The sequence below is a fragment of the Kitasatospora sp. MAP12-44 genome (assembly GCF_029892095.1).
In the GTDB taxonomy this organism is placed as follows: domain Bacteria; phylum Actinomycetota; class Actinomycetes; order Streptomycetales; family Streptomycetaceae; genus Kitasatospora.
Genome location: NZ_JARZAE010000004.1, coordinates 5,276,754 through 5,299,594 on the forward strand (window position 1 = coordinate 5,276,754; position 22,841 = coordinate 5,299,594).

Sequence of the window (22,841 nt, forward strand, 5' to 3'; positions counted from 1 at the left end):
TGGCCGACATGCCCGAGACGCCGCTGGACCACCGCCCCGACGAGTCGAGGGAGGAGGGCCGGGGGCGTTTCGCCATGCAGCCGGGGGTGCCGGTGGAGAACCGGCGCCAGCTGCTGATCAAGCTCTGCTGGATGACCGTGTGGATGATCTACCTGTTCTATCCGGTCCAGGACCTGCTGCACGGCCCGTACTCGACGGCCCAGGCCGTCACCGGCTGGCTGGCGATGGCCGCGTTCCTGGCCGGCTACCTGCTGCTGGTGGTCTTCCGCTCGATGCGCGGGACGGTCTCGCGGGGCACCTACCCCCTGGTGGCCCTGCTGGTCGTCATCGCCACGACCACCTCGTTCGCGTTCAGCCCGGCCTGGATCGTCCTCTTCACCTACACCTCGGTGGTCATCGGCGCGGTCCTGCCGTCCGGGTACGCCGTGCGCGGGGTGCTGGCGACCGGCGTGCTGACCACCGTGGTCGCCCTGCTGACCCACACCGAGCGCGCGGCGCTGCCGGGTCTGCTGCTGCCGGCTTTCCTGAGCGGCCTGGCGATGACGGGCCTGCAGCGACTGGTGGGCACCATGCGGGAGTTGCGCGAGGCTCGGGAGACCGTGGCGCACCTGGCGGCCGCCGAGGAGCGGCTGCGGATGGCCCGTGACCTGCACGACCTGCTCGGCCACTCGCTCTCGCTGATCACCCTCAAGAGCGAGCTGGCCGGGCGCTTCATGGACGCCGAGAAGTCCGAGGCGGCCCGGGCCCAGGTGGCCGACATCGAGCAGGTGGCCCGGCAGTCGCTGATCGACGTACGGGAGGCGGTCAGCGGGTTCCGCCGCCCCACCCTGCCGGTCGAACTGGCCGCCGCCCGCACCGCGTTGGACACCGTCGGGGTCACCCTGGAGGCCGCGCCGACGGCTGCCGAGCAGCTCCCCGGGCTCGGCGACGCGGAGGCCGGCGCGCTGGCCTGGGCGCTGCGCGAGGCGGTCACCAACATCGTCCGGCACGCCGAGGGCGCCACCATCTGCACGGTGGCGATGGACGAGACCTGGGACGGCGACGGCGCCCGGTTCGCCGTGCTGGACATCGCCGACAACGGCCGCGGACCCGGCAAGTCCGCGCCGGGCAACGGCCTTTCGGGCCTGGACGAACGCCTCGCCCTGGTCGGTGGCCGCTTGGAGAGCGGGCCGGGCCCGCTGGGCCGGGGCTTTCGCCTGCGCGCCCTTGTCCCGCTCGGCGCCACCGCCCAGGAGCCGCTGGCAGAGCGGGCACTATCGTCGGGGGCATGAGCGACGATCAGAGTCCGGCTGCCATCCGCGTACTGCTTGCCGAGGACCAGGGGATGGTTCGGGAGGCGCTGGCCGCGCTGCTCGGTCTCGAGGGTGACATCGAGGTGGTCGCGCAGGTGTCGCGCGGGGACGAGGTGGTCGCGGCGGCGGTCGCGGCCGACGTGCAGGTCGCGGTGCTGGACATCGAGATGCCGGGGATGACCGGGATCGAGGCGGCCGCCCTGCTGCGGCGGGAGCGGCCGCAGACGAAGATCGTCATCGCCACCACCTTCGGGCGGCCCGGGTACCTTCGGCGGGCGATGGAGTCGGGCGCGGACGCCTTCCTGGTGAAGGACGCACCGGCGTCCGAACTCGCCGAGGCGGTACGGCGGGTGCTGCGCGGCGAGCGGGTGATCGACCCGGTGCTCGCGGCCGCCGCGCTGGCGGAGGGGGCCAACCCGCTGACCGGGCGCGAGCGGGATGTGCTGGCGGCGGCCTCGGACGGCGCGGTCAACGCCGAGATCGCCCGCCGGCTGCACCTGTCGGAGGGCACGGTGCGCAACTACCTCTCGATGGCGATCCAGAAGACCGCCGCGCGCAACCGGAGCGAGGCGGTACGGGTCGCCCGGGAGAAGGGCTGGCTCTGAACCAACCCGGTTGGCGGCAGCCTCAGTTGAGCCGGTGCCGGGCGGCCTTGGCCTCCTGGCGGACCCGGGTGGCGGACTCCGGGTCGAAGGCGTCCAGGATCTCGGCGTAGGCGTCCATCTCGGCCGCACCGGCCAGGAAGTCGCCGGTGCGCACCAGGAGTTCGGCGCGCTCCAGGCGCAACTGGGCCGGGTGGCGGGGCAGTAGCAGCGCCAGTTCGGTGGCCCACAGCTGGGTCCTGGCGTGCTCGGGACGGTCCGCCGCCCAGCTGCGGATATTGCCCAGGACCCGCAGCACGATGTCCAACGGGGGTGCGGGGTTCAGCAGTTCGGGGGAGAACCGGTGGCCGGCGGCGGTCACCAGGGCGCCCGCATCCTGCGGGGAGAGCAGCCGCCCGCCGTGGAACGGATCGGCCAGCACATACTCGTCCGGCTGGCTCGGCCCGCCGACCGCGACGATGAAGTGGCCGGGCAGCGCGACGCCGTGCACGATCAGCCCGGCCCGGGCGGCGACCGCCGACCAGACCAGCGACAGCATGATCGGCAGGCCGCGCCGACGCCGCAGCACGTCCGGCAGCAGCGAGGACTCCAGCCGCCGGTAGTCGGAGGGCTGCCCGTGGAACCGCTCGCGCCCGCCCAGCACGGCTGCCAGCAGCGCGGCGGTCTCCTCGGGCGTGGCGGGGGAGCGCTCGGCCACCGCCAGCCGGACGGCGTTGGCGTGCCGGTCCAGGGCGGCCTGGCAGGCGGCCGACAGCGCGTCCAGGGTCGGGGCGGGCTCCAACCGGCCGTCCTCGGTGTAGCCGGAGTCGGCCAGGGTGTGCTCGGCGGCCGCGAGCAGGCAGAGCAGCACCGGATCGGGGTGCTCGGACCTGGCCTCGGTGCGGAAACGGGCTCTGCTCTGCTCGGTCACGGTGGCTGTGGCGGCTTTCGTGCGTGCGGGCTCTCGTGCGGGCTCTCGTGTGCATGTGTGGCGGTGCCAGCGAGGCATGGGACGGTGCGGCGTGGGACGGCGGTGTGGGGAACCTACGCGCGATGCTACGGCTGCGGAAGCCGGGCGTAGTGGTAAGTGTGACTGGTCGTGAAGCCGAGTCCGTCGTAGAGCGCGATCGCGCCGGCGTTCTCGGCTTCCACCTGGAGGTAGCCGCCGGTCGCGCCCTCCTCGGCGGCGCGGGCCGCGAGCACGGCCATCACCGTGCCGGCCAGGCCCTGGCGCCGGAGGTCCGGCCGCACCTCGATCGCGCCGAAGCAGGCCCAGGAGCCGTCGATGACGCATCGTCCGATCGCGGCGGGCAGGCCCGCCGGGTCGTCGCCGGGGACGGTGGCGAACCAGACCGAGGGGCCGCCGTGCAGCACCTGCAGCGCGGCCCGGTCGACCGCCGGGTCACCGGCGGACCGCCGGTAGGCCGCCAGCCAGCCCGGACCCGCCGTACGGGAGAGCCTGACCCGCTCGGGCGAGCGGCCCAGCCGGGTCAGCGGGGCGAGCGGCGCGGTGCGCACCAGGGTGGGGCTGAGGCCGGCGCCCAGCTTCGCCAGCTCGGCGGTCAGCTCGTCGGGCGAGCCGGGGGAGCAGACCTCGAAGACGGCCGGCAGCCCGCGCGCGGCGTACCACTGCCGGACCTGCGCCATCGCCTCGGACAGCGGCCGGCCGGGATCGCCGAGTGCCTGGACGGAGTTGGCCCGCCGGGTGAACCCGGCCGAGGCGCGCAGCGTCCACTCGCCGAGCGGCTCCTGCTCGACGGCGGGCCAGCCGCGGGCGGCGATCCGCTGGAGCTCCACGGGGGTGGCGTCCGGCAGCGGCGCCCGCCGGGCCGGGAAGGGCGGGACCACCTTGCCGGCGACCAGCGCGGCCGTCGCCAGCTCGGCGACCGTGTTGTCGCGGCGGACCACGGTCAGCACAAGATCGTCCCAGGATGCGAGCAGACCGATCACATCGCGGAACACGGGGCGCCCGGTGGTGTCGTCCCGGAGCGCCTCGATCACCCGGACGGACACGCGTCTTCCCACGTCAGAGCGGTCTATCCGGACCTCGGGGCGGCTCTCGGGAGCAGGTCCCAGGTTCCTCAAGTCAACCTCCTGTGCATTTGTTGTCCCAGACCCGCGATACTAGGGGCGGGCATCGACGACGCCGCGCTCACCCGCGCACGCAGGACCATAGTTTGGGCGGCCAGCCCTTCCGAGGAGGAACGACAGCGTGACCTACGTCATCGCGCAGCCTTGTGTCGACGTCAAGGACAAGGCGTGCATCGAAGAGTGCCCGGTTGACTGCATCTACGAGGGGCAGCGCTCCCTCTACATCCACCCGGATGAGTGCGTCGACTGCGGTGCTTGTGAGCCGGTCTGCCCGGTTGAGGCGATCTTCTACGAGGACGACACTCCGGAGGAGTGGAAGGACTACTACAAGGCGAACGTCGAGTTCTTCGACGAGCTCGGTTCGCCCGGTGGTGCCTCGAAGCTCGGCCTGATCGAGCGGGACCACCCCTTCATCGAGGCGCTCTCGCCGCAGAACCAGGACCAGCACTGACGATCGGCGGCAGCTGAGCTGTGAGCACCAACGATGCTGTGCGCGCGCCGTTCCCGGGCCACCCGGGAGCGGCGCGCCGCGTCTCCGACCTCCTGCCCACCTTCCCGTGGGACAAGTTGGAGCCGTACAAGGCGACCGCGCTCGCACACCCGGACGGGCTGTGCGACTTCTCGGTCGGTACTCCGGTCGACCCGGTCCCCGAACTGATCCAGAAGGCGCTGGCCGGTTCGACCGACACGCCCGGCTACCCCACCGTCTGGGGCCCGCTGGAGCTGCGCGAGGCCGTTGCCGGCTGGCTGCGGCGCCGGGTGGGCGCCGAGATCGGCCCGCAGGCGGTGCTGCCGACGATCGGCTCCAAGGAGCTGGTGGCCTGGCTGCCCGGGCAGCTCGGCCTCGGCCCCGGCGACCAGGTCGCCTTCCCCCGGCTGGCCTATCCGACGTACGAGGTCGGGGCGCGGCTCTGCGGCGCCGAGCCGGTCGCCTACGGCGAGGTCGACGAGCTCGACCCGGCGCGGGTCCGGCTGCTCTGGCTGAACTCGCCCTCCAACCCGACCGGACGGGTGCTGACGGCCGGGCAGCTGCGCCGCGCCGTCGAGTGGGCCCGGGAGCACCGGGTGCTGCTGGTCAGCGACGAGTGCTACCTGGAGCTGGGCTGGGAGGCCGAGCCGGTCTCCGTGCTGCACCCGGACGTCTGCGGCGGCTCGCACGAGGGCCTGCTGGCCGTCCACTCGCTCTCCAAGCGCTCCAACCTGGCCGGCTACCGCGCCTCCTTCGTGGCGGGCGACCCGGTGGTGGTGCGGGAGCTGCTGGAGATCCGCAAGCACGGCGGGATGATCGTGCCGGCGCCGGTCCAGGCGGCGACCATCGCCGCGCTGGGCGACGACGCGCACGTGGCCGAGCAGCGCACCCGGTACGCGGCGCGGCGGGCCGCGCTGCGGGCGGCGCTGGAGGGCCGCGGGTTCCGGATCGAGCACTCGGAGGCCAGCCTGTACCTCTGGGCGACCCGGGACGAGCCCTGCTGGGACACCGTGGCCGAGCTGGCACGGCTGGGCATCCTGGTGGCGCCGGGCGACTTCTACGGGCCCGCGGGCGACCGGTTCGTCCGGGTGGCGTTCACGGCCACCGACGAGCGGGTGGCCTCGGCGGTGGCCCGGCTGCGGGGCTGAACCCGGGCACGACGAAGGGGGCGAGCGCACGGCGCTCGCCCCCTTCGCTGTGTCAGCCGACCTGTGTCAGCTGACGGCCGGCGGGTGCTGCAGCGAGCCGGTCAGGCCGCCCAGCAGGGCGCTCACCGGGTCGGTGCCGTTGCCGGCGCCGAGCGGGGGCAGGGCGCCGAGCCGCTGGGCGCTGTCACTCGGCTGGCCGTTGAGCTGGTCCAGGTGCAGCGACTGGGCGGCCGGCAGGCCGTGCGTGAGCTGGCCGGCGGCGGGCAGCTGGCCGAGCAGGTTGTCCGTCGACGGCAGCGAGGTGGCCGGCAGCGCGCTGCCGAGCCGGTCGGCGGTGGGCAGCGCGTCGGTCGGCAGGGACCTGGTCGGCAGCGAGTGGCTCAGGCTGCTGGTGGCCGGGATCGAGTCGGTCAGGTGCCCGGCGGTGCCCAGCGGGTTGCTGACGGTGTCGGCGTTGACGACCTTGTCCACCCCGCTCACGGTGGGCAGCGCCGGCGCCGAGTTCGGCAGGCCGACCGGCATCGCCCGCTGCGCCCCACCGGTGCCCGCCAGCAGGCCGGCCAGGGTCGGTGCGACCTTGGCGAGCCCGGTCGCGGGGGAGGCCAGCAGGGCGGCGGCGCCGGTGGCGTTGCTGGTGGCGTTGGACTGCGGGCCGAGGTCGCCCAGGGTCTTGTCGCTCTGCGGCAGCGCGGTGGTGGCCGCCGTGCCCGTCACGTCGGCCGCGGCCGGGACGGCGGTGCCGACCGCCAGCGCGCCGGTCTTGCCGAGCGCCTGGCCGACCTGGTGGGTCTCGGTCTTCACGTTCGAGTCCGAGGTGAGACCGTCCAGCTTGCTGACCCCCGAGGTGAGGTCGGTGTGCTGCGGAACCAGGTCGGCGGCGGAGGCCACCCCGCCGGCGAGCAGCGGCGTCGCACCGGCAGCGACGAGCAGCGCGGCCTGGGCGATCCGACGTGTGAGGGGGAGAGACATGGTGCTCCTAAGAGATGAGGGCAGGACAGTCCGGCGGGCGGACGTCGTGTTTACCGCTTGAGGAGCGAGAAGGTTTCGGCTGCCCGAGGCAAAGACTCTCTAAAGATCGCATGATCCTTTTTCTGGCATTCGCGACATTTCGCCGCTGTCCGGGCGCGTCGCAGAAACGTCACTTCCCTTGCCGGGAAAGGGCTCGACCGGGTGTCGGCGGCACCCCGCCGAGGGGTCGGCCGCTGCTCAAAAGGGAGCGTGATACGCCCGGTCGGCTTGACGGTGTTCACCCGGCTGGAGAGCCGCCGGGTGACCATTCGTCAACCTGAGGTGACGCCCGATCAGTGCTTGGGCGTCGGCATGCCGAGCGTCACCAGCACCCGGTCCGTACCGGTCGCGGAGGACTGGGCCTGCCAGCCCTTCGCCGAGGTGTCGACCCGCCACACCTGGCCGTTGTAGGCGACCGTGCCGATGCCGAGCTCCTGGGCGTGGGCCACTGCCCACTGCGCGACCGCCCAGCCGCTCTGCAGCTGCGCGTCGGGGCCCGCGTCGGTGTTGGCGGACGGGTCCGGGGTGAGGGCCTGGACGGTGCCGGCCGCCGCCTTGGGGTCGCCGGAGGCCGCCGCGTCCGTGGTCGGCGCCGCGGTGACCGCGCGGCCGAACTCACGGCGCACCCGGTCGCTCAGCTGCTGGGCCGCGGCGGCGTTCGTGCTGGTGCTGGTGCTGGTGCTGGTGCTCGTGCTCGTACTCGGGGAGGCGGTCGCGGCGGCGGCGTCGCCGACCGGCGCCTGGGCGGCGGCGGCCGGGGTCAGCTGGTGCACCGTGCAGGTGAAGGAGGCCGGCGCGCGGCCGGTCAGTGCCGAGGCGAGCATGTCGGCCTGGGCCTCGTGCTTGGCGTACGCGTCCGGGTAGCCGCTCTTCTGCACGTCCTGCGCGGCCTCGGTGAGCGGCAGCCGGGCGTACCCGGGCACCTTGACCAGGGCGTCCAGGAACTTGTTGGTGGCGTAGACCGGGTCCGCGATCTGCTCCGAGGTGCCCCAGCCCTGCGAGGGCCGCTGCTGGAAGAGCCCGAGCGAGTCGCGGTCGCCGCCCTCCAGGTTGCGCAGCTTGGACTCCTGCATCGAGGTGGCCAGCGCGATGGTCAGCGCCCGCTCGGGCAGCCCGCGGGAGATGGTCACGGCGGCCATCGTCGCGGCGTTGGAACCCTGCTCGATGTCCATGGTCACCGGCTTGCCACCGGCCGGTGTCACCGAGCAGCCCTCCGGCGGGATCGCGGGGTGCTGCCGGTTCCAGACCAGCACACCCGCCACGACCGCCGCGGCCAGCAGCATCCCGGTCAGCACCCAGCGCAGCGGTCGCCGCCGGCCACCGGTCGCTTCGTCGTCGATGGCCACCACGGCCCCTCTCACCTCGCGTTGTTATCGCACACCGTACTCAGTCACCATGGACTCGGACGACTGTGCGTCCCTCGGCGGTTGCGCTGGGAACAGTAGCCCCCCGTCACCGAAGCGGAGACCGGCGCTACGCTTGGCGACCATGACGAGCCCGAACAGCGCCCTGGCCGACCTCGACCTCACCCTGGACGGCGGCGCGCTCACGGCGCGGCTCGTCGACTTCCCGTCGGTCAGCGGGAACGAGCAGGAACTCGCCGACGCCGTGGAGGCCGCCCTGCGCGGCTACCCGCATCTCACCGTCGACCGCTTCGGCAACAACGTGGTCGCCCGCACCAACCTCGGCCGCGCCGAGCGGGTGCTGCTCGCGGGCCACCTGGACACCGTGCCGATCGCCGACAACCTGCCCTCCCGGGTGGACGGCGACCTCCTCTACGGCTGCGGCACCTCGGACATGAAGTCCGGCGTCGCCGTGCAGCTGCGGCTCGCCGCCACGCTGACCGCGCCCAACCACGACCTGACCTTCGTCTTCTACGACTGCGAGGAGATCGAGGCCAGCCGCAACGGGCTCGGCCACCTCGCCCGCGAGCGCCCCGACTGGCTGGCGGCCGACTTCGCGGTGCTGATGGAGCCCAGCGGCGCGATGGTCGAGGGCGGTTGCCAGGGCACCATGCGGGTCAGGATCACGCTCACCGGCGTCCGCTCCCACGCGGCCCGCAGCTGGCTCGGCGACAACGCCATCCACCATGCCGCCGAGGTGCTGGGCCGGCTCGCCGCCTACCAGCCGCGCCGGGTGGAGATCGACGGTCTGGAGTACCGCGAGGGCCTGAACGCGGTCGATATCCGCGGCGGGGTCGCGGGCAACGTGATCCCGGACGAGTGCGTGGTGACCGTCAACTTCCGCTACGCGCCGGACCGCAGCGAAGCCGAGGCCGAGGCGCACCTGCGCGAGGTCTTCGACGGCTTTCCGCTGGAGGTCACCGACTCGGCCCCCGGCGCGCTGCCCGGCCTCGGCCAGCCCGCCGCCCGGGCCTTCCTCGCCGCCACCGGCGGCACCGCCCGCGCCAAGTTCGGCTGGACGGACGTCGCGCGGTTCAGCGCGCTCGGCGTCCCGGCCGTCAACTACGGCCCCGGCGACCCGAACCTCGCGCACAAGCGCGAGGAGCACTGCTCGCTGGCCGCGATCGCCGAGTGCGAGCAGCGGCTGCGCGACTGGCTCACCGCGTAGTCGGCCGGGTCACCCGGTAGTTGGCCCGCCGGTCATCTGACCGTCTGCCCGCCGTTCCCCCCGATACGGGTGCGGCGGGCGTAGGGTTTCGTCATGACAGGGACATCGGCGCAGGACGGCGCAGACGGACGGCACTTCGGCCACGGGCCGGAGTTGGTGGAGAGCCCCGAGTTCGCAGCGGAGCCGGCGAAGAAAGCGGTACCGGAGAAGCAGAAGGGCCCGGTGCTGCTGCGGCGGGACCAGGTCGGCACCAGCACCACCGACCAGCGTCTGCTGGACACCACGGGTCCCACGGACTGGTTGCACACCGACCCCTGGCGGGTCTGGCGGATCACCTCGGAGTTCGTCGAGGGCTTCGGCGCGCTCGCCGAACTCCCGGTCGCCGTCAGCGTGTTCGGCTCGGCTCGGACGCCCGTCGACTCGGTCGAGTACGCCTCAGGGGTGGCCATCGGCCGGGCCCTGGTGGAGGCCGGCTTCGCGGTGATCACCGGCGGCGGCCCGGGCGCGATGGAGGCCGCCAACCGCGGCGCCTCGGAGGCCGGCGGCCTGAGCGTCGGGCTCGGCATCGAGTTGCCGTTCGAGCAGGGGCTCAACGAGTTCGTCGACCTCGGCCTCAACTTCCGCTACTTCTTCGTCCGCAAGACGATGTTCGTGAAGTACGCGCAGGGCTTCGTGGTGCTGCCGGGCGGCCTCGGCACGCTGGACGAGCTGTTCGAGGCGCTCACCCTCGTGCAGACCAAGAAGGTCACCCGGTTCCCGGTGATCCTCTTCGGCAGCGCCTACTGGAGCGGCCTGGTGGACTGGCTGCGGGACACCCTGGTCGCCCAGGGCAAGGCCTCGCCCGCCGACCTCGAACTCTTCCACGTCACCGACGACGTGGACGAGATGCTGAAGATCCTGGCCGACAGCCGCCGCCCCAACGGCGAGATCTGAGGCCCTGATAGGCCCGCAGGCGCTGTCAGGCCAGCCCGCGGCGGGCCACCGCCGGGGGCCGGGTGCCGCGGATCGACGCCACCATGTCCAGCACCTGCCGGGTTTCGGCCACCTGGTGCGCGCGGTAGATCCGGGCGCCCAGCCAGGCCGAGACGGCGGTGGTGGCGAGCGTGCCCAGCAGCCGCTCGTCGACCGGGCGGTCCAGCGTCTCGCCGACGAAGTCCTTGTTGGAGAGCGAGACCAGCACCGGGAACCCGGTGGCGGTCATCTCGGGCAGCCGGCGGGTGGCCTCCAGCGAGTGCCGGGTGTTCTTGCCGAAGTCGTGGCCCGGGTCGATGATCAGCGCGTCCCGGCGCACCCCGAGCGCGGCGGCCCGCTCGGCCAGCCCGACCGTGACGTCCAGGATGTCGGCCATCACGTCGGCGTAGCCGACCCGGTGCGGGCGGGTGCGCGGCTCGGCGCGGCCCGCGTGGGTGCAGACCAGGCCGACGTCATAGCGGGCGGCGACCTCGGCGAGCTCGGGGTCGGCCCCGCCCCAGGCGTCGTTCAGCAGGTCCGCGCCGGCCTCGCAGACCGCCTCGCCGACCTCGTGCCGCCAGGTGTCCACGCTGATCACGGCCTTGGGGTGGCGGCCCCGCAGCTCGGCGACGAACGGCACGGTCCGGCGCAGCTCCTCCTCGACCGTCACCTCCTCGCCCGGCCCGGCCTTGACCCCGCCGATGTCCAGGATCGCCGCGCCCTCGGCCATCGCGCGGTCCGCGGCGGCGAAGGCGGCATCGTCGGAGAAGGTCGCGCCGCGGTCGAAGAAGGAGTCCGGGGTGCGGTTGACGATGGCCATGATCACCAGCTCGTCGTCGCCGAACTCTCGCGGTCCCAGGCGAAGTGCCACCCGTCGCTCCTCACAGGTATCGATTGCCGGGTGCCCTGGTGCGATGATGGGGCCCCGGCCTCCCCAGGGACACCATGATCCCTCACGCGGCCGCATTCTCACGTGTCGGGAGGACAGCTCGTGTTCTGGGTGATCGTGGTGGCGATGGCCGTGGTGGTCGGCGGTGCCGCGCTGGTGGCGCTGGGCGGCGGCGGGTCGCTGCCGGAGGCCGTGCAGGACCGCTTGGCCGCCCGGCTGCCGCAGGAGCGGCCGCTGAGCCGGCACGACGTGGACGAGATCCGGCTGCCGATGGCCGTCCGCGGCTACCGGATGGAGGAGGTCGACGACGTGCTCGACCGGCTCGGTGCGGAGCTCGCCTACCGGGACCAGCGGATCTCCGAGCTGGAGGCCGCGATGGCCGTCCAGGGCGGCGTGCAGGCTGGCGGCGGCGCGGCGGTGCCGGGCAGCGAGCCGCTGCCGGGCCTGGAGGACTTCGCCAGGACGGTCGGCGCCCCCGCCGAGCCGGCCGACGCCGTCCAGGTCGACGCCGTCCAGGCCGACGCACAGGCCGTGGAGCAGTGACCGCGTCCGACCCCGGCCCCGACGGCCTGCTGCGCTGTCCGTGGGGCAACTCGACCGAGGAGTACCGGGTCTACCACGACACCGAGTGGGGCCGCCCGGTGCACGGCGAGAACCCGCTGTTCGAGCGGATCTGCCTGGAGGCCTTCCAGTCCGGGCTCTCCTGGATCACCATCCTGCGCCGCCGGGAGGGCTTCCGGGCGGCCTTCGCGGGGTTCGAGATCGCCGAGGTGGCGACCTTCGGCCCGGCGGACGTCGAGCGGCTGCTGCAGGACACTGGGATCATCCGCAACCGGCTCAAGATCGAGGCGGCGATCGCCAACGCCCGCGCCGCCCAGGTGCTGGACGGCGGCCTGGACGCGCTGATCTGGCGATTCGCCGGCGACCCCGGGCGTCCGGCGCCGAAGACCCTGGCGGACGTCCCGGCGATCACCCCGGAGTCGACGGCGCTGGCCAAGGAGCTCAAGCGGCAGGGCTTCCGCTTCGTCGGCCCGACCACCGCCTACGCGCTGATGCAGGCCTGCGGTCTGGTCAACGACCACCTGGCGGACTGTCACGCCCGCCAGGCGGTCGACGCGCCCTAGGGCGCGTCTGACAATTCGCGGCGGATCAGCGCGCGGCGTTGGGCGCCCGGCTGGGCGTGCCGGCGGAGCGCCCTCGTACTGGGTCGTACTTGGGTGCTTCGCCGGTGCGTCCAGGCGGGATGCCCAGCGTCGCGCGCCCGGCGGGAATTGTCAGACACGCCCTAGCGTCCGACGTACTTGGGCTGCTCCTTGGCGACGAAGGCGCGCACCGCGATCCGGTGGTCCTCGCTGGCGCCGGCCAGGGTCTGCAGCTCGTCCTCCTTGTCCAGCGTCTCGCTCAGCGAGTGCGAGGCCCCGAAGTCCAGCGCGGCCTTGATCGCGCCGTACGCGACGGTCGGACCGGCGGCCAGCTTCAGGGCGAACTCGCGTGCGACGGCTGCCAGTTCGGCGGCCGGGACGACCTGGGTGGCGAGCCCGAGGCCGAGCGCCTCGGCGGCCTTGACGGTCCGTGGGAGCATCAGCAGCTCGGTGGCCCGGGCGTGTCCCACCAGCCGGGGCAGCGTCCACGACGCGCCCGAGTCGGCGGTGAGTGCGACGCCCGCGAACGAGGTATTGAAACCGGCCGTGTCCGCGACGATCCGGAAGTCGCAGGCGAAGGCGAGCGAGGCGCCGGCGCCGGCCGCCACCCCGCCGACCGCGGCCACCGTCGGCTTGCGCATCCCGGTCAGTGCCCGCACCAGCGGGTTGTAGTGCTCGGACACCGTCTTCAGCGGCGCCTCGCCGGTCTCGTCCGCCCGCTTCAGCAGCCCCAGGTGCTCCTTGAGGTCCTGGCCGACGCAGAACGCCCGGTCGCCCGCGCCGGTGAGCAGCACCGCCCGGACGGCCTGGTCGCCGGCCGCCTCGATGACCGCGTCCCGCAGCGCGACCTTGGTGGGCACGTCCAGCGCGTTCATCGCGTCAGCCCGGTTGATGGTGATGACGGCCAGGCCGCCGTCGAGCTCGTAGAGCACGGAGTCGGACATCGTGGAGGGCTCCCGTTTCGGTCGTTGGGTGGTCCCGAGTCAGCATGCCGGAGCGCGCGGGCCTGCGGGAGTGTGAGGTAGCGCACCTTTTGCCGCGCCCGCGCGAGGCCGTCCACCGGGGCCGTGCGGGCGCACGGCACCGGGCGGCGGCAGGCTGGGCGCGGTATCTGATGCCGCTTCGTCCGCCTGAGTGAGGGTACGTCTGAGGGGTAATCAGCCGGTCTGTGGGGGTGTGGGCACCGGTGCGGAGAGAGTGACGTTGGTCATCAGGGCGCTGAATGCGGGATAATGGCTTCCGATCAATGCGTTCGATACCTGCGGTGGACGGACTGCTGGTACGTAGCTGCGCGGTTGCAGGAAGGGGAACGAGCATGGCGGCCATGAAGCCGCGGACGGGTGACGGCCCGCTCGAGGTCACCAAAGAGGGGCGGGGCATCATCATGCGAGTCCCGCTCGAGGGCGGCGGACGCCTGGTGGTGGAGCTCACTCCGGACGAGGCAATCGCCCTGGGTGAGGCCCTCAAGCAGGCCTGCGGCTGACTCCAGCGAGGCTTGGCATCTCCCGCGAACCTGCGGGCGCGATGCATGCGGGGCCCGGCTCCGGATCGACGAGACGTCGACCGGCACCGGGCCCCGTTCCCATGCCCTGGCGCTGCGTCCTGGCGCTGTGTTCTGGGGCGGCCTGCCCTAGCGCCGCACCGCGCAGAGCAGCCCGTCGCTGACCGGCAGCAGCGCGGGCAGCAGCAGCTCGCTCTCCCGGACCGCCTGCAGCAGCTCGCGCACCGCGCGGGTGGGCGGGTCGTCCAGCGCCGGATCGGTCAGCCGGCCCTCCTGGAAGACCCCCTCGAAGCAGACCATCCCGCCGGGCCGTAGCAGCCGCAACGATTCTGCTAGGTACGCCTGCGACTCGGCGGCATCCGCGTCGCAGAAGACCAGGTCGTACTGCCCGTCGGCGAGCCGCGGCAGCACCTCCAGGGCGCGCCCGGGAATGAACCGCGCGCGATTGGCCGCGAAACCCGCCGCGAGGTACGCCTCGCGCGCCAGGCCCTGCCGGACCGGCTCCGGGTCGACGGTGGTCAGGATGCCGTCCGGGCGCATCCCGCGCAGCAGGTAGAGCCCGGAGACCCCGGTGCCGGTGCCGATCTCGGCCACCGCTTTCGCTCCCAGTGCGGCGGCCAGCAGGCGCAGGCAGGCCCCGCCGCTCGGCCCGATGGCCCGCACGCCGGTCCGGGCGGACTGCGCCCTGGCGTAGGTCAGCACGGCGTCCTCGTCGACGTAGGTGTCGGCGAGGGTCGCGGCCGTGGGCCCGAAGTCGTTGATGTGGTCCCTCAGGGGAGTAGGGGGTTGAGCTGGGCGGTTGTACCCGGCAGGACCGGTGGCCCAGGCGGGGTGCCGGCGGATGTCGATATTTCCTGCCACAGATTACTGGCCGGGCGGGAACCGCGTCCGGTGGCGGGCCGTTCAATCCGATGAGAGCGGTCGTGGGATGTCGCTGGAGGTCGTGCGGGGTTCGGTCGACAAAAGAGCACACTTTTATCCAGAACTGACGGGTGAGGTGGATATGGTGGTGGCCCTGCTGGGCAGAAGAGCCAACCGAGGAGGTGTGGCCGAGGGCGACGTCCCGCTGCGGCGGCATCTCCGCGGCACCTCGTCGGCCCGTACGCCGAAGCCCGTGATGAACCAGTCTGCGCACACCCCCCTGGACCAGTCGTCCGACGGCACCGCCGCCGAGCCCTCGGCCCCCGCCGCGCTTGCGACCTTCGCCGAGGGGCCCGACGCGCAGAGCTGGACGCCCCCCAGCTGGGAGGAGATCGTCGAGGCGCACAGCGCCCGGGTCTACCGCCTGGCCTACCGCCTGACGGGCAATCAGCACGACGCCGAGGACCTGACCCAGGAGGTCTTCGTCCGGGTCTTCCGCTCGCTGTCGACCTACACCCCCGGCACCTTCGAGGGTTGGCTGCACCGGATCACCACCAACCTCTTCCTGGACATGGTCCGGCGCCGGCAGCGGATCCGCTTCGACTCGCTGGCCGACGACGCCGCCGAGCGGTTGCCCAGCCGTGAGCCCAACCCGGCCCAGCACTTCAGCGACACCCACTTCGACGCCGACGTCCAGCAGGCGCTGGACACGCTGGCCCCCGAGTTCCGGGCCGCCGTCGTGCTCTGCGACATCGAGGGCCTCTCCTACGAGGAGATCGCCGCCACCCTGGGCGTCAAGCTCGGCACCGTCCGCAGCCGGATCCACCGCGGCCGCTCGCATCTGCGTGCCGCGCTCAAGCACCGTGCCCCCAATGCCGCTCCCGGTCGGGTGCGGCGCGGTGGCTCGGAGCAGTTGGAGCCGCTGGCCGCGGTCGCGGCCGTCGGAGAGCCCGGCACCGGTTCGCCGGGTGGGAGCGGACGGAGGCGGTCGTGAGCGGCTCCGGCCGGTCGGCCTCCGGGCGCTCGCTGCCCGGTCGCCGTTCGATGTCCCAACCCGCGGGGGACGAGAGCACGTGTCAGGAGGTTCCCGTGCTTCGGCCGATCACCGTGCGCCAGGTCGAGCCGCCGGCTCCGGCCGAGGAACACCATCTCGGCGAGCGACTCACCGCGTATCTGGACGGCGAGCTGGGCCATGACGCGCGCGAGCGGGTCCAGTCGCACCTGGCGACCTGCGCGCAGTGCCTGTCCGAGGCGGACGAAGCCCGAGCGGTCAAGCAGCTGCTCAGCGCGACCGAGCCGGCCGGCCCGTCCGCGCTGCTGATGTCCCGCCTGCTGGCGGTGGCCGCCCCGCCGGACGGCGAGGTCGGCCCGCCGGGCGACGGCCCCCGCGGCGGTCTCACCCTGCCCACCGCCACCCTCGGCGGCAGCCGGCTGACCGGCGGCTCGTTCGGCCGCGGTGCGGGCTCCTCGTTCGGCGCCGGCGCCCTCGGGGCGGACGCGCCGGTGCCAGGTGCCGACCCGCGGGCCGGTCGTGGGCCGGACGTCCGGCTCTGGACGGGTCGGCGCGGCCCGGCCCGCTCGGTGCTCGCGCCCAGTCGGCCCCCGGCCGCGGTGCCGGTCTCGCGTCCCCCCGCGCCGCGCGGGCGGCGCTTCGTCTTCGCCGCCGCGGGAGCCTTCTCGGTGGCCGCCGTGGCGCTGGGCGGCTTCGGCAGCCTGGGCCTGGCCGCGGTCGCCGGTGACAGCCCGGTCGACGACCCGCACGGCAGCGCCGTGGTGCCCCGGGTGCCCGGTGGTGAGCCGGACGTCCCGTTCAACGCGCAGGTCCCGGCGGACTTCCCGGCCCGCTCCCAGATCGCCCCGCTGTTCGGCCTGGCGACCCCGTCACCGTCGAGCCCGCTGGTGAACCCGGTGGTCAACCCGGTGGTGAACAGTCACCGGCTGCTCCGCTGACCACCTGTACAGCGCAGTGTCGTACGGCCACCAGTAGGTCTTTACCACGGCTTCATTGCCTCGTGGGCCACAGACCTGCTGGTGGCCATTACGCTGTACGGAACCGGTTGTCGCGCGCCGCGCCGGGTACGTCCTTCAGGAGCTGGGAGCTTACGTGTTCTTCGACATAGGCCCACTCGAAATGGTCACCCTCGTGGTCATGGCGATCGTGATCTTCGGGCCGGACAAGCTCCCCAAGCTGATCCAGGACACCATGGGGTTCATCCGCAAGGTGCGCACCTTCGCGGACAGTGCCAAGGACGACATCCGCAGCGAGCTGGGCCCGAACTTCAAGGACTTCGAGTTCGAGGACCTCAACCCGAAGACCTTCGTGCGCAAGAACCTGATGGGCGGTGACGACGACCCGCTGGGCCTTAAGGAGCTGCGCGAGACGTCGATGGACCTGAAGTCGAGCATGGACCTCAAGTCCGCGCTGGACGGCAAGGCCCCGACTGCCGCCGTCAGCACCACCAAGACGCCGGCGACCGCCCCGGTCAACATGGCCAAGGCGGTCTCCGCCGGTGCGCCGCTGGAGGCCGGCGAGCGTCCGCCCTACGACCTCGACGCGACCTGAGACCCCTGGCCCGACCCATCGCCTGACCCATCCGACACACGACACCCCGCTCCGGCCACCTGCCGGGCGGGGTGCCGTCGTCTGCGCCGCTATTGTGCTGGGAGCCGCCCCCGGAGGGCGACAGGTGTGCCGAGGAGGCCCGTGATGGACGCGACGAGCAGTGGCGCGGTGGGAGCGAGCACCGCACAGGCGCAGGCATCGGCGGAGGTGCCGGGCCGGCGGACGGCTCCGCCGGGTGACCCGCTGGCGCCGTACCTGGCGGCCGACTTCCCCTGGTACGGCCTCGACGACGGCTGGACGGGCCGCCGCTGGCTGCTCCAGGCCGGCGCGGGCGGCAACCGCCCCGCCGCCCAGCCGCGCACCGTCGACTACGGCTCGGTGGGCCATGGCGAGGAGCCGCCGATGCAGCACCAGGCCAGGAACGGCGGCCGCTTCGCGATCGTGGTCACGGTGGCCCGCCGCCCCGGTCGGCGCAGCGCCGACAACACCGGGATGCTGGAGGCCACCTCGGCCTCCTCGGCGGCCTGGCTGGCCGGCTCGGGCCTGCTCGCCGTCGCCTGGCCCGGCGCGCTGGACCGCGCGCTGCGCCAGGACTGGCTCGACCAGCAGAGCGCGCTGGCCTGGGACCTCGCGGACGACCTGGCCGGCCCCGGCTGGTCGCCGCTCACCCTGCCGGTGAACGGCCTGCCGCAGCCGTTCCGCTACCGCGAGTCCCCGTACGGCTGGGTGCTGGCCGGCGAGGCGCCCGGCGTGCTGCTGGGCGCCTACGGACGCGGCGTCAGCGCGTACGGCATCGGCTTCAGCACCATCCCCGACCTGTCGGCCTACACCCGGCGCTGAAGCCCGCGAGCCGTCGGGTCAGAACTTGTTGCGCGGGGTGAGGCCCAACGAGAGCCCGGAGAGCCCGCGCTGACGGCCGCCCAGCTTGCCCGCCACCGCGCGCAGCGCGGCACCGGCGGGGGAGTCGGGCGCGGCCAGCACGACCGGCGTGCCGTCGTCGCCGCCCTCGCGCAGCCGGACGTCGATCGGGATGCTGCCGAGCACCGGCACGGTGGCGCCGGTCGCCCGGGTCAGCGCGTCGGCCACGGTCTGGCCACCGCCGGAGCCGAACACGTCGACCATCTCGTCGCAGTGCGGGCACGGCATGCCGGACATGTTCTCGATCACGCCGACGATCTTCTGGTGGGTCTGCAGCGCGATCGTGCCGGCCCGCTCGGCCACCTCGGCGGCGGCCATCTGCGGGGTGGTGACGATCAGGATCTCGGCGTTCGGGACCAGCTGGGCGACCGAGATCGCGATGTCGCCGGTGCCCGGCGGCAGGTCGAGCAGCAGCACGTCCAGGTCGCCCCAGTAGACGTCGGCGAGGAACTGCTGCAGCGCGCGGTGCAGCATCGGGCCGCGCCACACCACGGGGGCGTTGCCCGGGGTGAACATGCCGATCGAGATCACCTTCACGCCGTGCGAGGACGGCGGCATGATCATGTCCTGCACCTGGGTCGGCCGACCCTCGACACCCAGCATCCGCGGCACGCTGTGGCCGTAGATGTCGGCGTCCACCACCGCGACCTTGAGGCCGTCGGCGGCCATCGCCGCGGCCAGGTTGACGGTGACCGACGACTTGCCGACCCCGCCCTTGCCGGAGGCGACCGCGTACACCCGGGTCAGCGTGCCCGGCTTGGCGAATGGGATCTCCCGCTCGGGCGCACCGCCACGCAGCAGCGCGGAGAGCTCCTTGCGCTGCTCGTCGCTCATCACGTCGAGTTCGACCTCGACGGCGGTGACGCCCGGGATCCGGCCGACGGCGTCCTTCACCCGGTTGGTGATCGTCTCGCGCATCGGGCACCCGGAGACGGTCAGGTAGACCGCGACGTGCACCGCACCGCCGTCGGTGATCTGCACCGATTTCACCATGCCGAGATCGGTGATCGGGCGGTTGATCTCCGGGTCCTGCACGGTCGACAGCGCCTGCTGGACGGACTCCTCCGTCACACCGGTCGCGACCTCTGTCTCATTGGCCATGCCTTGATGGTACGGCGCGCCGCAGGGCCCGATGACTGGCCGGTAGCGTGCCGCGGGTCACAGCAGCTCGGGGGCGTCCCGGCGATCGTCAAGCTCCTTGAGCAGGCTGACCAGTTCGGACCTCATGCCGGCCAGCTCACCGGAGATGAAGGCACGGGTGGCCACCTCGCCGAGCCCGCTGCGCAGCGCAGCGACCTCGCGGGTCAGGTACTCGGTGTCGGCGATGTTGCGGTCGCTGCGGGCCCGGTCCTGCTCCATGTTGACCCGGTCGCGGTCGTCCTGCCGGTTCTGCGCGAGCAGGATCAGCGGGGCGGCGTAGGAGGCCTGCAGCGACAGCACCAGGGTGAGGAAGATGAACGGGTACTCGTCGAAGCGGACCTTGGGCGGGAGCAGGGTGTTCCAGCCGATCCAGACCACCACCACCACGGTCATCCAGACGATGAACCGACCGGTGCCCAGGAAGCGCGCGATCCGCTCGGAGAACCGGCCGAACGCCTCAGCGTCGTAGGTGGGCAGCGTGAAGAGGCCGGGCCGGTTGGTGCGCGGCTGGTCAAGCCGCGAGCGGACGGCGGTGCCGTGTGCGGTCTCGATCCGCACCGTCCGGCTGCTGCTGCCGCCCTCCCGGACCCGCAGCTCGCGCAGCTGCCGCAGCTGGCGCAACTCGCCCTGCAGCCGCTGGCCCTGACGCGGAGCCTCGTCGCGCCCGTCCCGTCTGCTCTTGCGCTCACTGTCCACGGGTCGCCTCGCTCTCGGGTACCTCGTCGTCGTCCATGCTGTGGTGGTGCGGTTCGCCGTCGTGCAGCGCGGCCTCGCGCCAGTCCTCCGGCAGCAGGTGGTCCAGGACGTCGTCGACGGTGACGGCGCCGAGCAGGTGGTCCGCCTCGTCCACCACGGGGGCGGCCACCATGTTGTAGGTGGCCAGGTAGCTGGTGATCAGCGGCAGCGGGGTGTCCGGCGGCAGCGGGTCGAGGTCGCCGTCCACGATCGAGCCGACCAGCGTGTACGGGGGCTCGCGCAGCAGCCGCTGGAAGTGGACGGTGCCCAGGTACGTCCCGGTCGGGGTCTCGTTCGGCGGGCGGCAGACGTAGACCTGGGCGGCCAGGGCGGGCTTGTGGTCCGAGACCCGGACCCGGGCCAGCGCCTCGGCGACCGTGGCGTTCGGCTCCAGGACGATCGGCTCGGTGGTCATCAGACCGCCCGCGGTGTCCTCCTGGTAGGAGAGCAGCCGCCGCACGGGGGCGGCCTCGTCGGGCTCCATCAGCTGCAGCAGCCGTTCGGCGTCCTCGCTGGGGAGCTCGGAGAGCAGGTCGGCGGCGTCGTCCGGGTCCATCGCCTCCAGGACGTCGGCCGCGCGCTCGTCCTTGAGCTTGCCGATGATCTCGACCTGGTCGTCCTCGGGCAGCTCCTCCAGGACGTCGGCCAGCCGCTCGTCGTCCAGCGCGGCGGCCACCTCGGACCGGCGCTTGGCGGACAGGTGGTGCATCACGTTGGCCAGGTCGGCGGGGCGCAGCTGCTCGAAGGTGGCCAGCAGGTTGGCGGCACCCTGGCCCTCCTCGGCGAGCGAGAAGCCGGCCACCGCGGACCAGTCGAGGGTGACCGCCTCGCCCTTGTTCTTGCGCAGCCGGGTCTGCTTGCCGCGCTGGACGAAGACCTTGCTGATCTCCCACTCGCGCAGCCGGGTCTGCACCATCGCGACGTCCAGGACGGTGACCTCCGACTCGGTCCCGGTCTCGGTCACCCGGCGGTCCAGCAGCTCGGCCAGCACCAGGGTCTCGGAGGCCCGCTGCTCGAAGCGGCGCATGTTGATCACGCCGGTGGTGAGGACCTGGCCGGACTCCAGACTGGTCACCCGGGTCATCGGCAGGAAGATCCGGCGCCGGCCGACCACCTCGACCACCAGGCCGAGCACGCGCGGCGGGCGGCCGCCGATCCGCAGCGAGACGACGACGTCACGGACGCGGCCCACCTGGTCGCCGTTCGGATCGAAGACGGCGATCCCCGCGAGATGGGAGATAAAGACCCGGCTACCTGCCCCTGCCATGGACTTCCCTTCGATCCGTCGTCGCGCTCAGGCTACCCAAGTGCGCAAGGCCGAGGTGCCGCACCGGACGGCACAGCGTTCCCCGCGCCCCGTACGCTGTGCGCCATGGACGGTATGACCGCAACCGCTGACGACTTCTTCGACCAGGCGCTGGTGGAGGAGTCTGCCAAGAAGTCCGGGCTGCTCTGGGTCCAGCCGCAGGGCGGCGGCCAGAGCCGGCCGCTCTGGCACGCCTGGCACGACGGCGCGGTGGTGGTCGTCGGCGACGGCGGCGAGCAGCCGCTGCACGGGCTGACGGCCGGCGCGGTGGCAGCGGTGACCGTCCGCAGCAAGGACAAGTGGGGCCGACTGGTGGGCTGGCAGGCCCGGGTGGTCGCGCTGGAGCCGCGCTCGGAGGGCTGGGTCGGCGCCGTCGAGGAGCTCAAGGGCAAGCGGCTGAACGCGCCGGACACCGACACCATCGCGGACCGCTGGGCCCGCGAGTGCCGGGTGCTGCGGCTGGAGCCGGTGGGCGCGCCGACCGAGCAGCCCGGGGCGATGCCGGATGCCTCGCACGCCGCGGAGCCGATGCCGAGCCCGGCCACCACCCGGCAGCCGATCCCGGCGGGTCTGCCGAAGCTGGTCGCGGGCCGGTTGCGCCGCAAGCGCTGAGGGCGCCGGGACCGGTCGCCGCCGTCCCGCGATACGGGCGACAGCGTCGTCAGGCTGCGACGGGCCTTACCGTGGTAGCTCCGATCCCGCCAGCCCCGAGGAACGCCGTGCCCGCCACCAGGCCCGACACCGTCGCGCCCACCACCACCCCCGGTGCCGTCGAGCCGGTGGCCGGACGGCTTCCCAGGGCCGACCTGCTGCTGCTCGCGGTCTCGATCGGGGGCATCTCGCTGTCGGCCCCGCTGATCACCGCCACCGCCGCGCCCGCGCTGGCCATCGCGTGCTGGCGCAACGTCATGTCGGTCGGGGTGCTGGGCCCGTACGCGCTGCTGCGCCACCGCGCCGAGCTGCGCGCGATCAGCCGGCGGGCGCTGCTGCTCGCGGTGGCGGCCGGGGTGCTGCTCGCGCTGCACTTCGCGCTCTGGATGCCCAGCCTGCGGATGACCTCGGTGGCCTCGGCGACCGCGCTGGTCACCACCACCCCGCTCTGGACCATCCTGCTGATGCGCCTGCTCGGCCGGCGGGCCCCGCGGGCGGTCTGGGTCGGCACCTGCGTGGCGTTCACCGGCGTGCTGGTGCTCACCGGCGTCGACCTGACGCTCGCGCCGCGGGCGCTGGCCGGTGACGCGCTGGCGCTGGGCGCCGGGCTGGCCGCCGCCGGGTACATGCTGCTGGGCGCCGAGGTCCGCAGGACCGTCAGCACCACCGCGTACACCGTGGTCTGCTACACCACCACGGCGCTGGTCCTGCTGGTCGTCTGCCTGGTCTCCGGCACCACCATGTCCGGCTGGTCGGCCGGGGTGTGGGGCCAGATCGCGCTGCTGATGGTGGCCGCCCAGCTGCTCGGCCACTCGCTGAGCAACCGCGTGGTGCGCACCCTGGGCCCGTCCGTCACCTCGACCGCGATCCTGCTGGAGACGCCCGGCGCCGCGCTGATCGCCGCCGTCTGGCTGGGCCAGTGGCCGTCGGTCTGGGCCTACCCGGCGCTGGCGCTGATCCTGCTCGGCCTGGTCCTGGTGGCCCGCGGCGGCCGCCGCTGACGGATGCTCCTACCGGCCGGTAC

General features: G+C 73.2%; 25 protein-coding genes. 15 read left to right on the top strand and 10 right to left on the bottom strand.

Annotated elements, in window-relative coordinates; genetic code table 11:
• Positions 1-8 precede the first annotated feature (8 nt).
• Both P3T34_RS24445 and P3T34_RS24450 read left to right on the top strand, forming a co-directional pair.
• The gene (locus P3T34_RS24445; protein ID WP_280668188.1) at positions 9-1,271 is read left to right on the top strand and encodes a sensor histidine kinase; all 1,263 of its coding nucleotides are present in this window, start codon (positions 9-11) and stop codon (positions 1,269-1,271) included.
• Positions 1,268-1,897, top strand: a complete 630-nt coding sequence (locus P3T34_RS24450) for a response regulator transcription factor (RefSeq protein ID WP_280668189.1) — start codon at positions 1,268-1,270, stop codon at positions 1,895-1,897. Before P3T34_RS24445 ends, P3T34_RS24450 begins: the two co-directional genes overlap by 4 nt.
• A 22-nt stretch (positions 1,898-1,919) precedes the next feature.
• Here the strand turns inward: P3T34_RS24450 and P3T34_RS24455 are convergent, their stop codons facing one another.
• Both P3T34_RS24455 and P3T34_RS24460 read right to left on the bottom strand, forming a co-directional pair.
• A complete protein-coding gene (locus P3T34_RS24455) occupies positions 1,920-2,804 on the bottom strand; it encodes a transglutaminase-like domain-containing protein (RefSeq protein ID WP_280668190.1) in 885 nt (294 codons plus the stop codon).
• A 125-nt stretch (positions 2,805-2,929) separates the two neighbouring features.
• Entirely contained in the window at positions 2,930-3,886 is a 957-nt protein-coding gene (locus tag P3T34_RS24460) for a GNAT family N-acetyltransferase (RefSeq protein WP_280668191.1), read from the bottom strand.
• Between the two features lie 199 nt (positions 3,887-4,085).
• Here P3T34_RS24460 and fdxA point away from each other — a divergent pair, with 199 nt between their 5' ends.
• On the top strand, positions 4,086-4,415 hold the full coding sequence (gene fdxA, locus P3T34_RS24465; RefSeq protein ID WP_280668192.1) for a ferredoxin: 330 nt from the start codon (positions 4,086-4,088) through the stop codon (positions 4,413-4,415).
• 20 nt (positions 4,416-4,435) lie between these two features.
• A complete protein-coding gene (dapC, locus tag P3T34_RS24470) occupies positions 4,436-5,581 on the top strand; it encodes a succinyldiaminopimelate transaminase (RefSeq protein ID WP_280668193.1) in 1,146 nt (381 codons plus the stop codon).
• Positions 5,582-5,647: 66 nt separating this feature from the next.
• Here dapC and P3T34_RS24475 read toward each other — a convergent pair whose 3' ends face one another.
• Both P3T34_RS24475 and P3T34_RS24480 read right to left on the bottom strand, forming a co-directional pair.
• Positions 5,648-6,550 carry a hypothetical protein gene (locus tag P3T34_RS24475; protein ID WP_280668194.1) on the bottom strand — a complete coding sequence of 301 codons (903 nt, stop codon included), beginning with the start codon at positions 6,548-6,550 and terminating at the stop codon, positions 5,648-5,650.
• 332 nt (positions 6,551-6,882) lie between these two features.
• Positions 6,883-7,938, bottom strand: a complete 1,056-nt coding sequence (locus P3T34_RS24480; protein WP_280668195.1) for a hypothetical protein — start codon at positions 7,936-7,938, stop codon at positions 6,883-6,885.
• Positions 7,939-8,077: 139 nt separating this feature from the next.
• Here P3T34_RS24480 and dapE point away from each other — a divergent pair, with 139 nt between their 5' ends.
• Both dapE and P3T34_RS24490 read left to right on the top strand, forming a co-directional pair.
• On the top strand, positions 8,078-9,160 hold the full coding sequence (gene dapE / locus P3T34_RS24485) for a succinyl-diaminopimelate desuccinylase (protein ID WP_280668196.1): 1,083 nt from the start codon (positions 8,078-8,080) through the stop codon (positions 9,158-9,160).
• 93 nt (positions 9,161-9,253) lie between these two features.
• A complete protein-coding gene (locus tag P3T34_RS24490; protein ID WP_280668197.1) occupies positions 9,254-10,093 on the top strand; it encodes a TIGR00730 family Rossman fold protein in 840 nt (279 codons plus the stop codon).
• A gap of 25 nt (positions 10,094-10,118) precedes the next feature.
• Here P3T34_RS24490 and folP read toward each other — a convergent pair whose 3' ends face one another.
• Complete coding sequence (folP, locus tag P3T34_RS24495) at positions 10,119-10,931, bottom strand: dihydropteroate synthase (RefSeq protein WP_280672340.1); 813 nt, start codon at positions 10,929-10,931, stop codon at positions 10,119-10,121.
• A 171-nt stretch (positions 10,932-11,102) separates the two neighbouring features.
• Between folP and P3T34_RS24500 the strand changes: the two genes are divergently transcribed.
• Together P3T34_RS24500 and P3T34_RS24505 are read left to right on the top strand one after the other, a co-directional pair.
• Entirely contained in the window at positions 11,103-11,543 is a 441-nt protein-coding gene (locus P3T34_RS24500) for a DivIVA domain-containing protein (protein ID WP_280668198.1), read from the top strand.
• Positions 11,540-12,124 carry a DNA-3-methyladenine glycosylase I gene (locus tag P3T34_RS24505; protein ID WP_280668199.1) on the top strand — a complete coding sequence of 195 codons (585 nt, stop codon included), beginning with the start codon at positions 11,540-11,542 and terminating at the stop codon, positions 12,122-12,124. Before P3T34_RS24500 ends, P3T34_RS24505 begins: the two co-directional genes overlap by 4 nt.
• A 161-nt stretch (positions 12,125-12,285) precedes the next feature.
• Here P3T34_RS24505 and P3T34_RS24510 read toward each other — a convergent pair whose 3' ends face one another.
• Positions 12,286-13,086, bottom strand: coding sequence for an enoyl-CoA hydratase-related protein (locus P3T34_RS24510; RefSeq protein ID WP_280668200.1), 801 nt, complete (start codon positions 13,084-13,086; stop codon positions 12,286-12,288).
• A 371-nt stretch (positions 13,087-13,457) separates the two neighbouring features.
• Here P3T34_RS24510 and P3T34_RS24515 point away from each other — a divergent pair, with 371 nt between their 5' ends.
• Entirely contained in the window at positions 13,458-13,625 is a 168-nt protein-coding gene (locus tag P3T34_RS24515; RefSeq protein WP_280668201.1) for a DUF3117 domain-containing protein, read from the top strand.
• 147 nt (positions 13,626-13,772) lie between these two features.
• On the opposite strand, the gene P3T34_RS24520 is transcribed toward P3T34_RS24515, so the two are convergent.
• Positions 13,773-14,417 carry a class I SAM-dependent methyltransferase gene (locus P3T34_RS24520; protein ID WP_280672342.1) on the bottom strand — a complete coding sequence of 215 codons (645 nt, stop codon included), beginning with the start codon at positions 14,415-14,417 and terminating at the stop codon, positions 13,773-13,775.
• A gap of 343 nt (positions 14,418-14,760) precedes the next feature.
• Here P3T34_RS24520 and sigE point away from each other — a divergent pair, with 343 nt between their 5' ends.
• The 4 genes from sigE (at position 14,761) to P3T34_RS24540 (ending at position 17,907) form a co-directional block, all read left to right on the top strand.
• A complete protein-coding gene (gene sigE, locus P3T34_RS24525; RefSeq protein WP_280672344.1) occupies positions 14,761-15,498 on the top strand; it encodes an RNA polymerase sigma factor SigE in 738 nt (245 codons plus the stop codon).
• A gap of 95 nt (positions 15,499-15,593) precedes the next feature.
• Positions 15,594-16,454 carry a zf-HC2 domain-containing protein gene (locus P3T34_RS24530; protein ID WP_280668202.1) on the top strand — a complete coding sequence of 287 codons (861 nt, stop codon included), beginning with the start codon at positions 15,594-15,596 and terminating at the stop codon, positions 16,452-16,454.
• A 154-nt stretch (positions 16,455-16,608) separates the two neighbouring features.
• Positions 16,609-17,067, top strand: a complete 459-nt coding sequence (locus P3T34_RS24535; RefSeq protein WP_280668203.1) for a sec-independent translocase — start codon at positions 16,609-16,611, stop codon at positions 17,065-17,067.
• 144 nt (positions 17,068-17,211) lie between these two features.
• Positions 17,212-17,907: a hypothetical protein gene (locus P3T34_RS24540; RefSeq protein ID WP_280668204.1), complete on the top strand. Its 696-nt coding sequence runs from the start codon at positions 17,212-17,214 to the stop codon at positions 17,905-17,907.
• A gap of 18 nt (positions 17,908-17,925) precedes the next feature.
• Here the strand turns inward: P3T34_RS24540 and P3T34_RS24545 are convergent, their stop codons facing one another.
• The 3 genes from P3T34_RS24545 to P3T34_RS24555 form a co-directional block, all read right to left on the bottom strand.
• Positions 17,926-19,086, bottom strand: a complete 1,161-nt coding sequence (locus P3T34_RS24545) for an Mrp/NBP35 family ATP-binding protein (protein WP_280668205.1) — start codon at positions 19,084-19,086, stop codon at positions 17,926-17,928.
• Between the two features lie 57 nt (positions 19,087-19,143).
• Positions 19,144-19,683 carry a DUF1003 domain-containing protein gene (locus P3T34_RS24550; RefSeq protein ID WP_280672346.1) on the bottom strand — a complete coding sequence of 180 codons (540 nt, stop codon included), beginning with the start codon at positions 19,681-19,683 and terminating at the stop codon, positions 19,144-19,146.
• 127 nt (positions 19,684-19,810) lie between these two features.
• Positions 19,811-21,127, bottom strand: coding sequence for a CBS domain-containing protein (locus P3T34_RS24555; protein ID WP_280668206.1), 1,317 nt, complete (start codon positions 21,125-21,127; stop codon positions 19,811-19,813).
• A 105-nt stretch (positions 21,128-21,232) separates the two neighbouring features.
• Between P3T34_RS24555 and P3T34_RS24560 the strand changes: the two genes are divergently transcribed.
• Positions 21,233-21,778 (top strand): hypothetical protein, encoded by a 546-nt coding sequence (locus P3T34_RS24560; RefSeq protein WP_280668207.1) that lies wholly within the window; start codon positions 21,233-21,235, stop codon positions 21,776-21,778.
• A 167-nt stretch (positions 21,779-21,945) separates the two neighbouring features.
• Positions 21,946-22,818 carry a DMT family transporter gene (locus P3T34_RS24565; protein ID WP_280672348.1) on the top strand — a complete coding sequence of 291 codons (873 nt, stop codon included), beginning with the start codon at positions 21,946-21,948 and terminating at the stop codon, positions 22,816-22,818.
• The last annotated feature ends 23 nt before the right edge of the window (positions 22,819-22,841 follow it).

What these genes read in the sequence shown, in the direction of transcription:
- P3T34_RS24445 (WP_280668188.1), top strand. Translation starts at nt 9, where the DNA reads ATGCCCGAGACGCCGCTGGACCACCGCCCCGACGAGTCGAGGGAGGAG.
- P3T34_RS24450 (WP_280668189.1), top strand. Translation starts at nt 1,268, where the DNA reads ATGAGCGACGATCAGAGTCCGGCTGCCATCCGCGTACTGCTTGCCGAG.
- P3T34_RS24475 (WP_280668194.1), bottom strand. Translation starts at nt 6,550, where the DNA reads ATGTCTCTCCCCCTCACACGTCGGATCGCCCAGGCCGCGCTGCTCGTC.
- dapE (WP_280668196.1), top strand. Translation starts at nt 8,078, where the DNA reads ATGACGAGCCCGAACAGCGCCCTGGCCGACCTCGACCTCACCCTGGAC.
- P3T34_RS24490 (WP_280668197.1), top strand. Translation starts at nt 9,254, where the DNA reads ATGACAGGGACATCGGCGCAGGACGGCGCAGACGGACGGCACTTCGGC.
- folP (WP_280672340.1), bottom strand. Translation starts at nt 10,931, where the DNA reads ATGGCCATCGTCAACCGCACCCCGGACTCCTTCTTCGACCGCGGCGCG.
- P3T34_RS24510 (WP_280668200.1), bottom strand. Translation starts at nt 13,086, where the DNA reads ATGTCCGACTCCGTGCTCTACGAGCTCGACGGCGGCCTGGCCGTCATC.
- P3T34_RS24515 (WP_280668201.1), top strand. Translation starts at nt 13,458, where the DNA reads ATGGCGGCCATGAAGCCGCGGACGGGTGACGGCCCGCTCGAGGTCACC.
- sigE (WP_280672344.1), top strand. Translation starts at nt 14,761, where the DNA reads ATGAACCAGTCTGCGCACACCCCCCTGGACCAGTCGTCCGACGGCACC.
- P3T34_RS24540 (WP_280668204.1), top strand. Translation starts at nt 17,212, where the DNA reads ATGGACGCGACGAGCAGTGGCGCGGTGGGAGCGAGCACCGCACAGGCG.
- P3T34_RS24545 (WP_280668205.1), bottom strand. Translation starts at nt 19,086, where the DNA reads ATGGCCAATGAGACAGAGGTCGCGACCGGTGTGACGGAGGAGTCCGTC.
- P3T34_RS24555 (WP_280668206.1), bottom strand. Translation starts at nt 21,127, where the DNA reads ATGGCAGGGGCAGGTAGCCGGGTCTTTATCTCCCATCTCGCGGGGATC.
- P3T34_RS24560 (WP_280668207.1), top strand. Translation starts at nt 21,233, where the DNA reads ATGGACGGTATGACCGCAACCGCTGACGACTTCTTCGACCAGGCGCTG.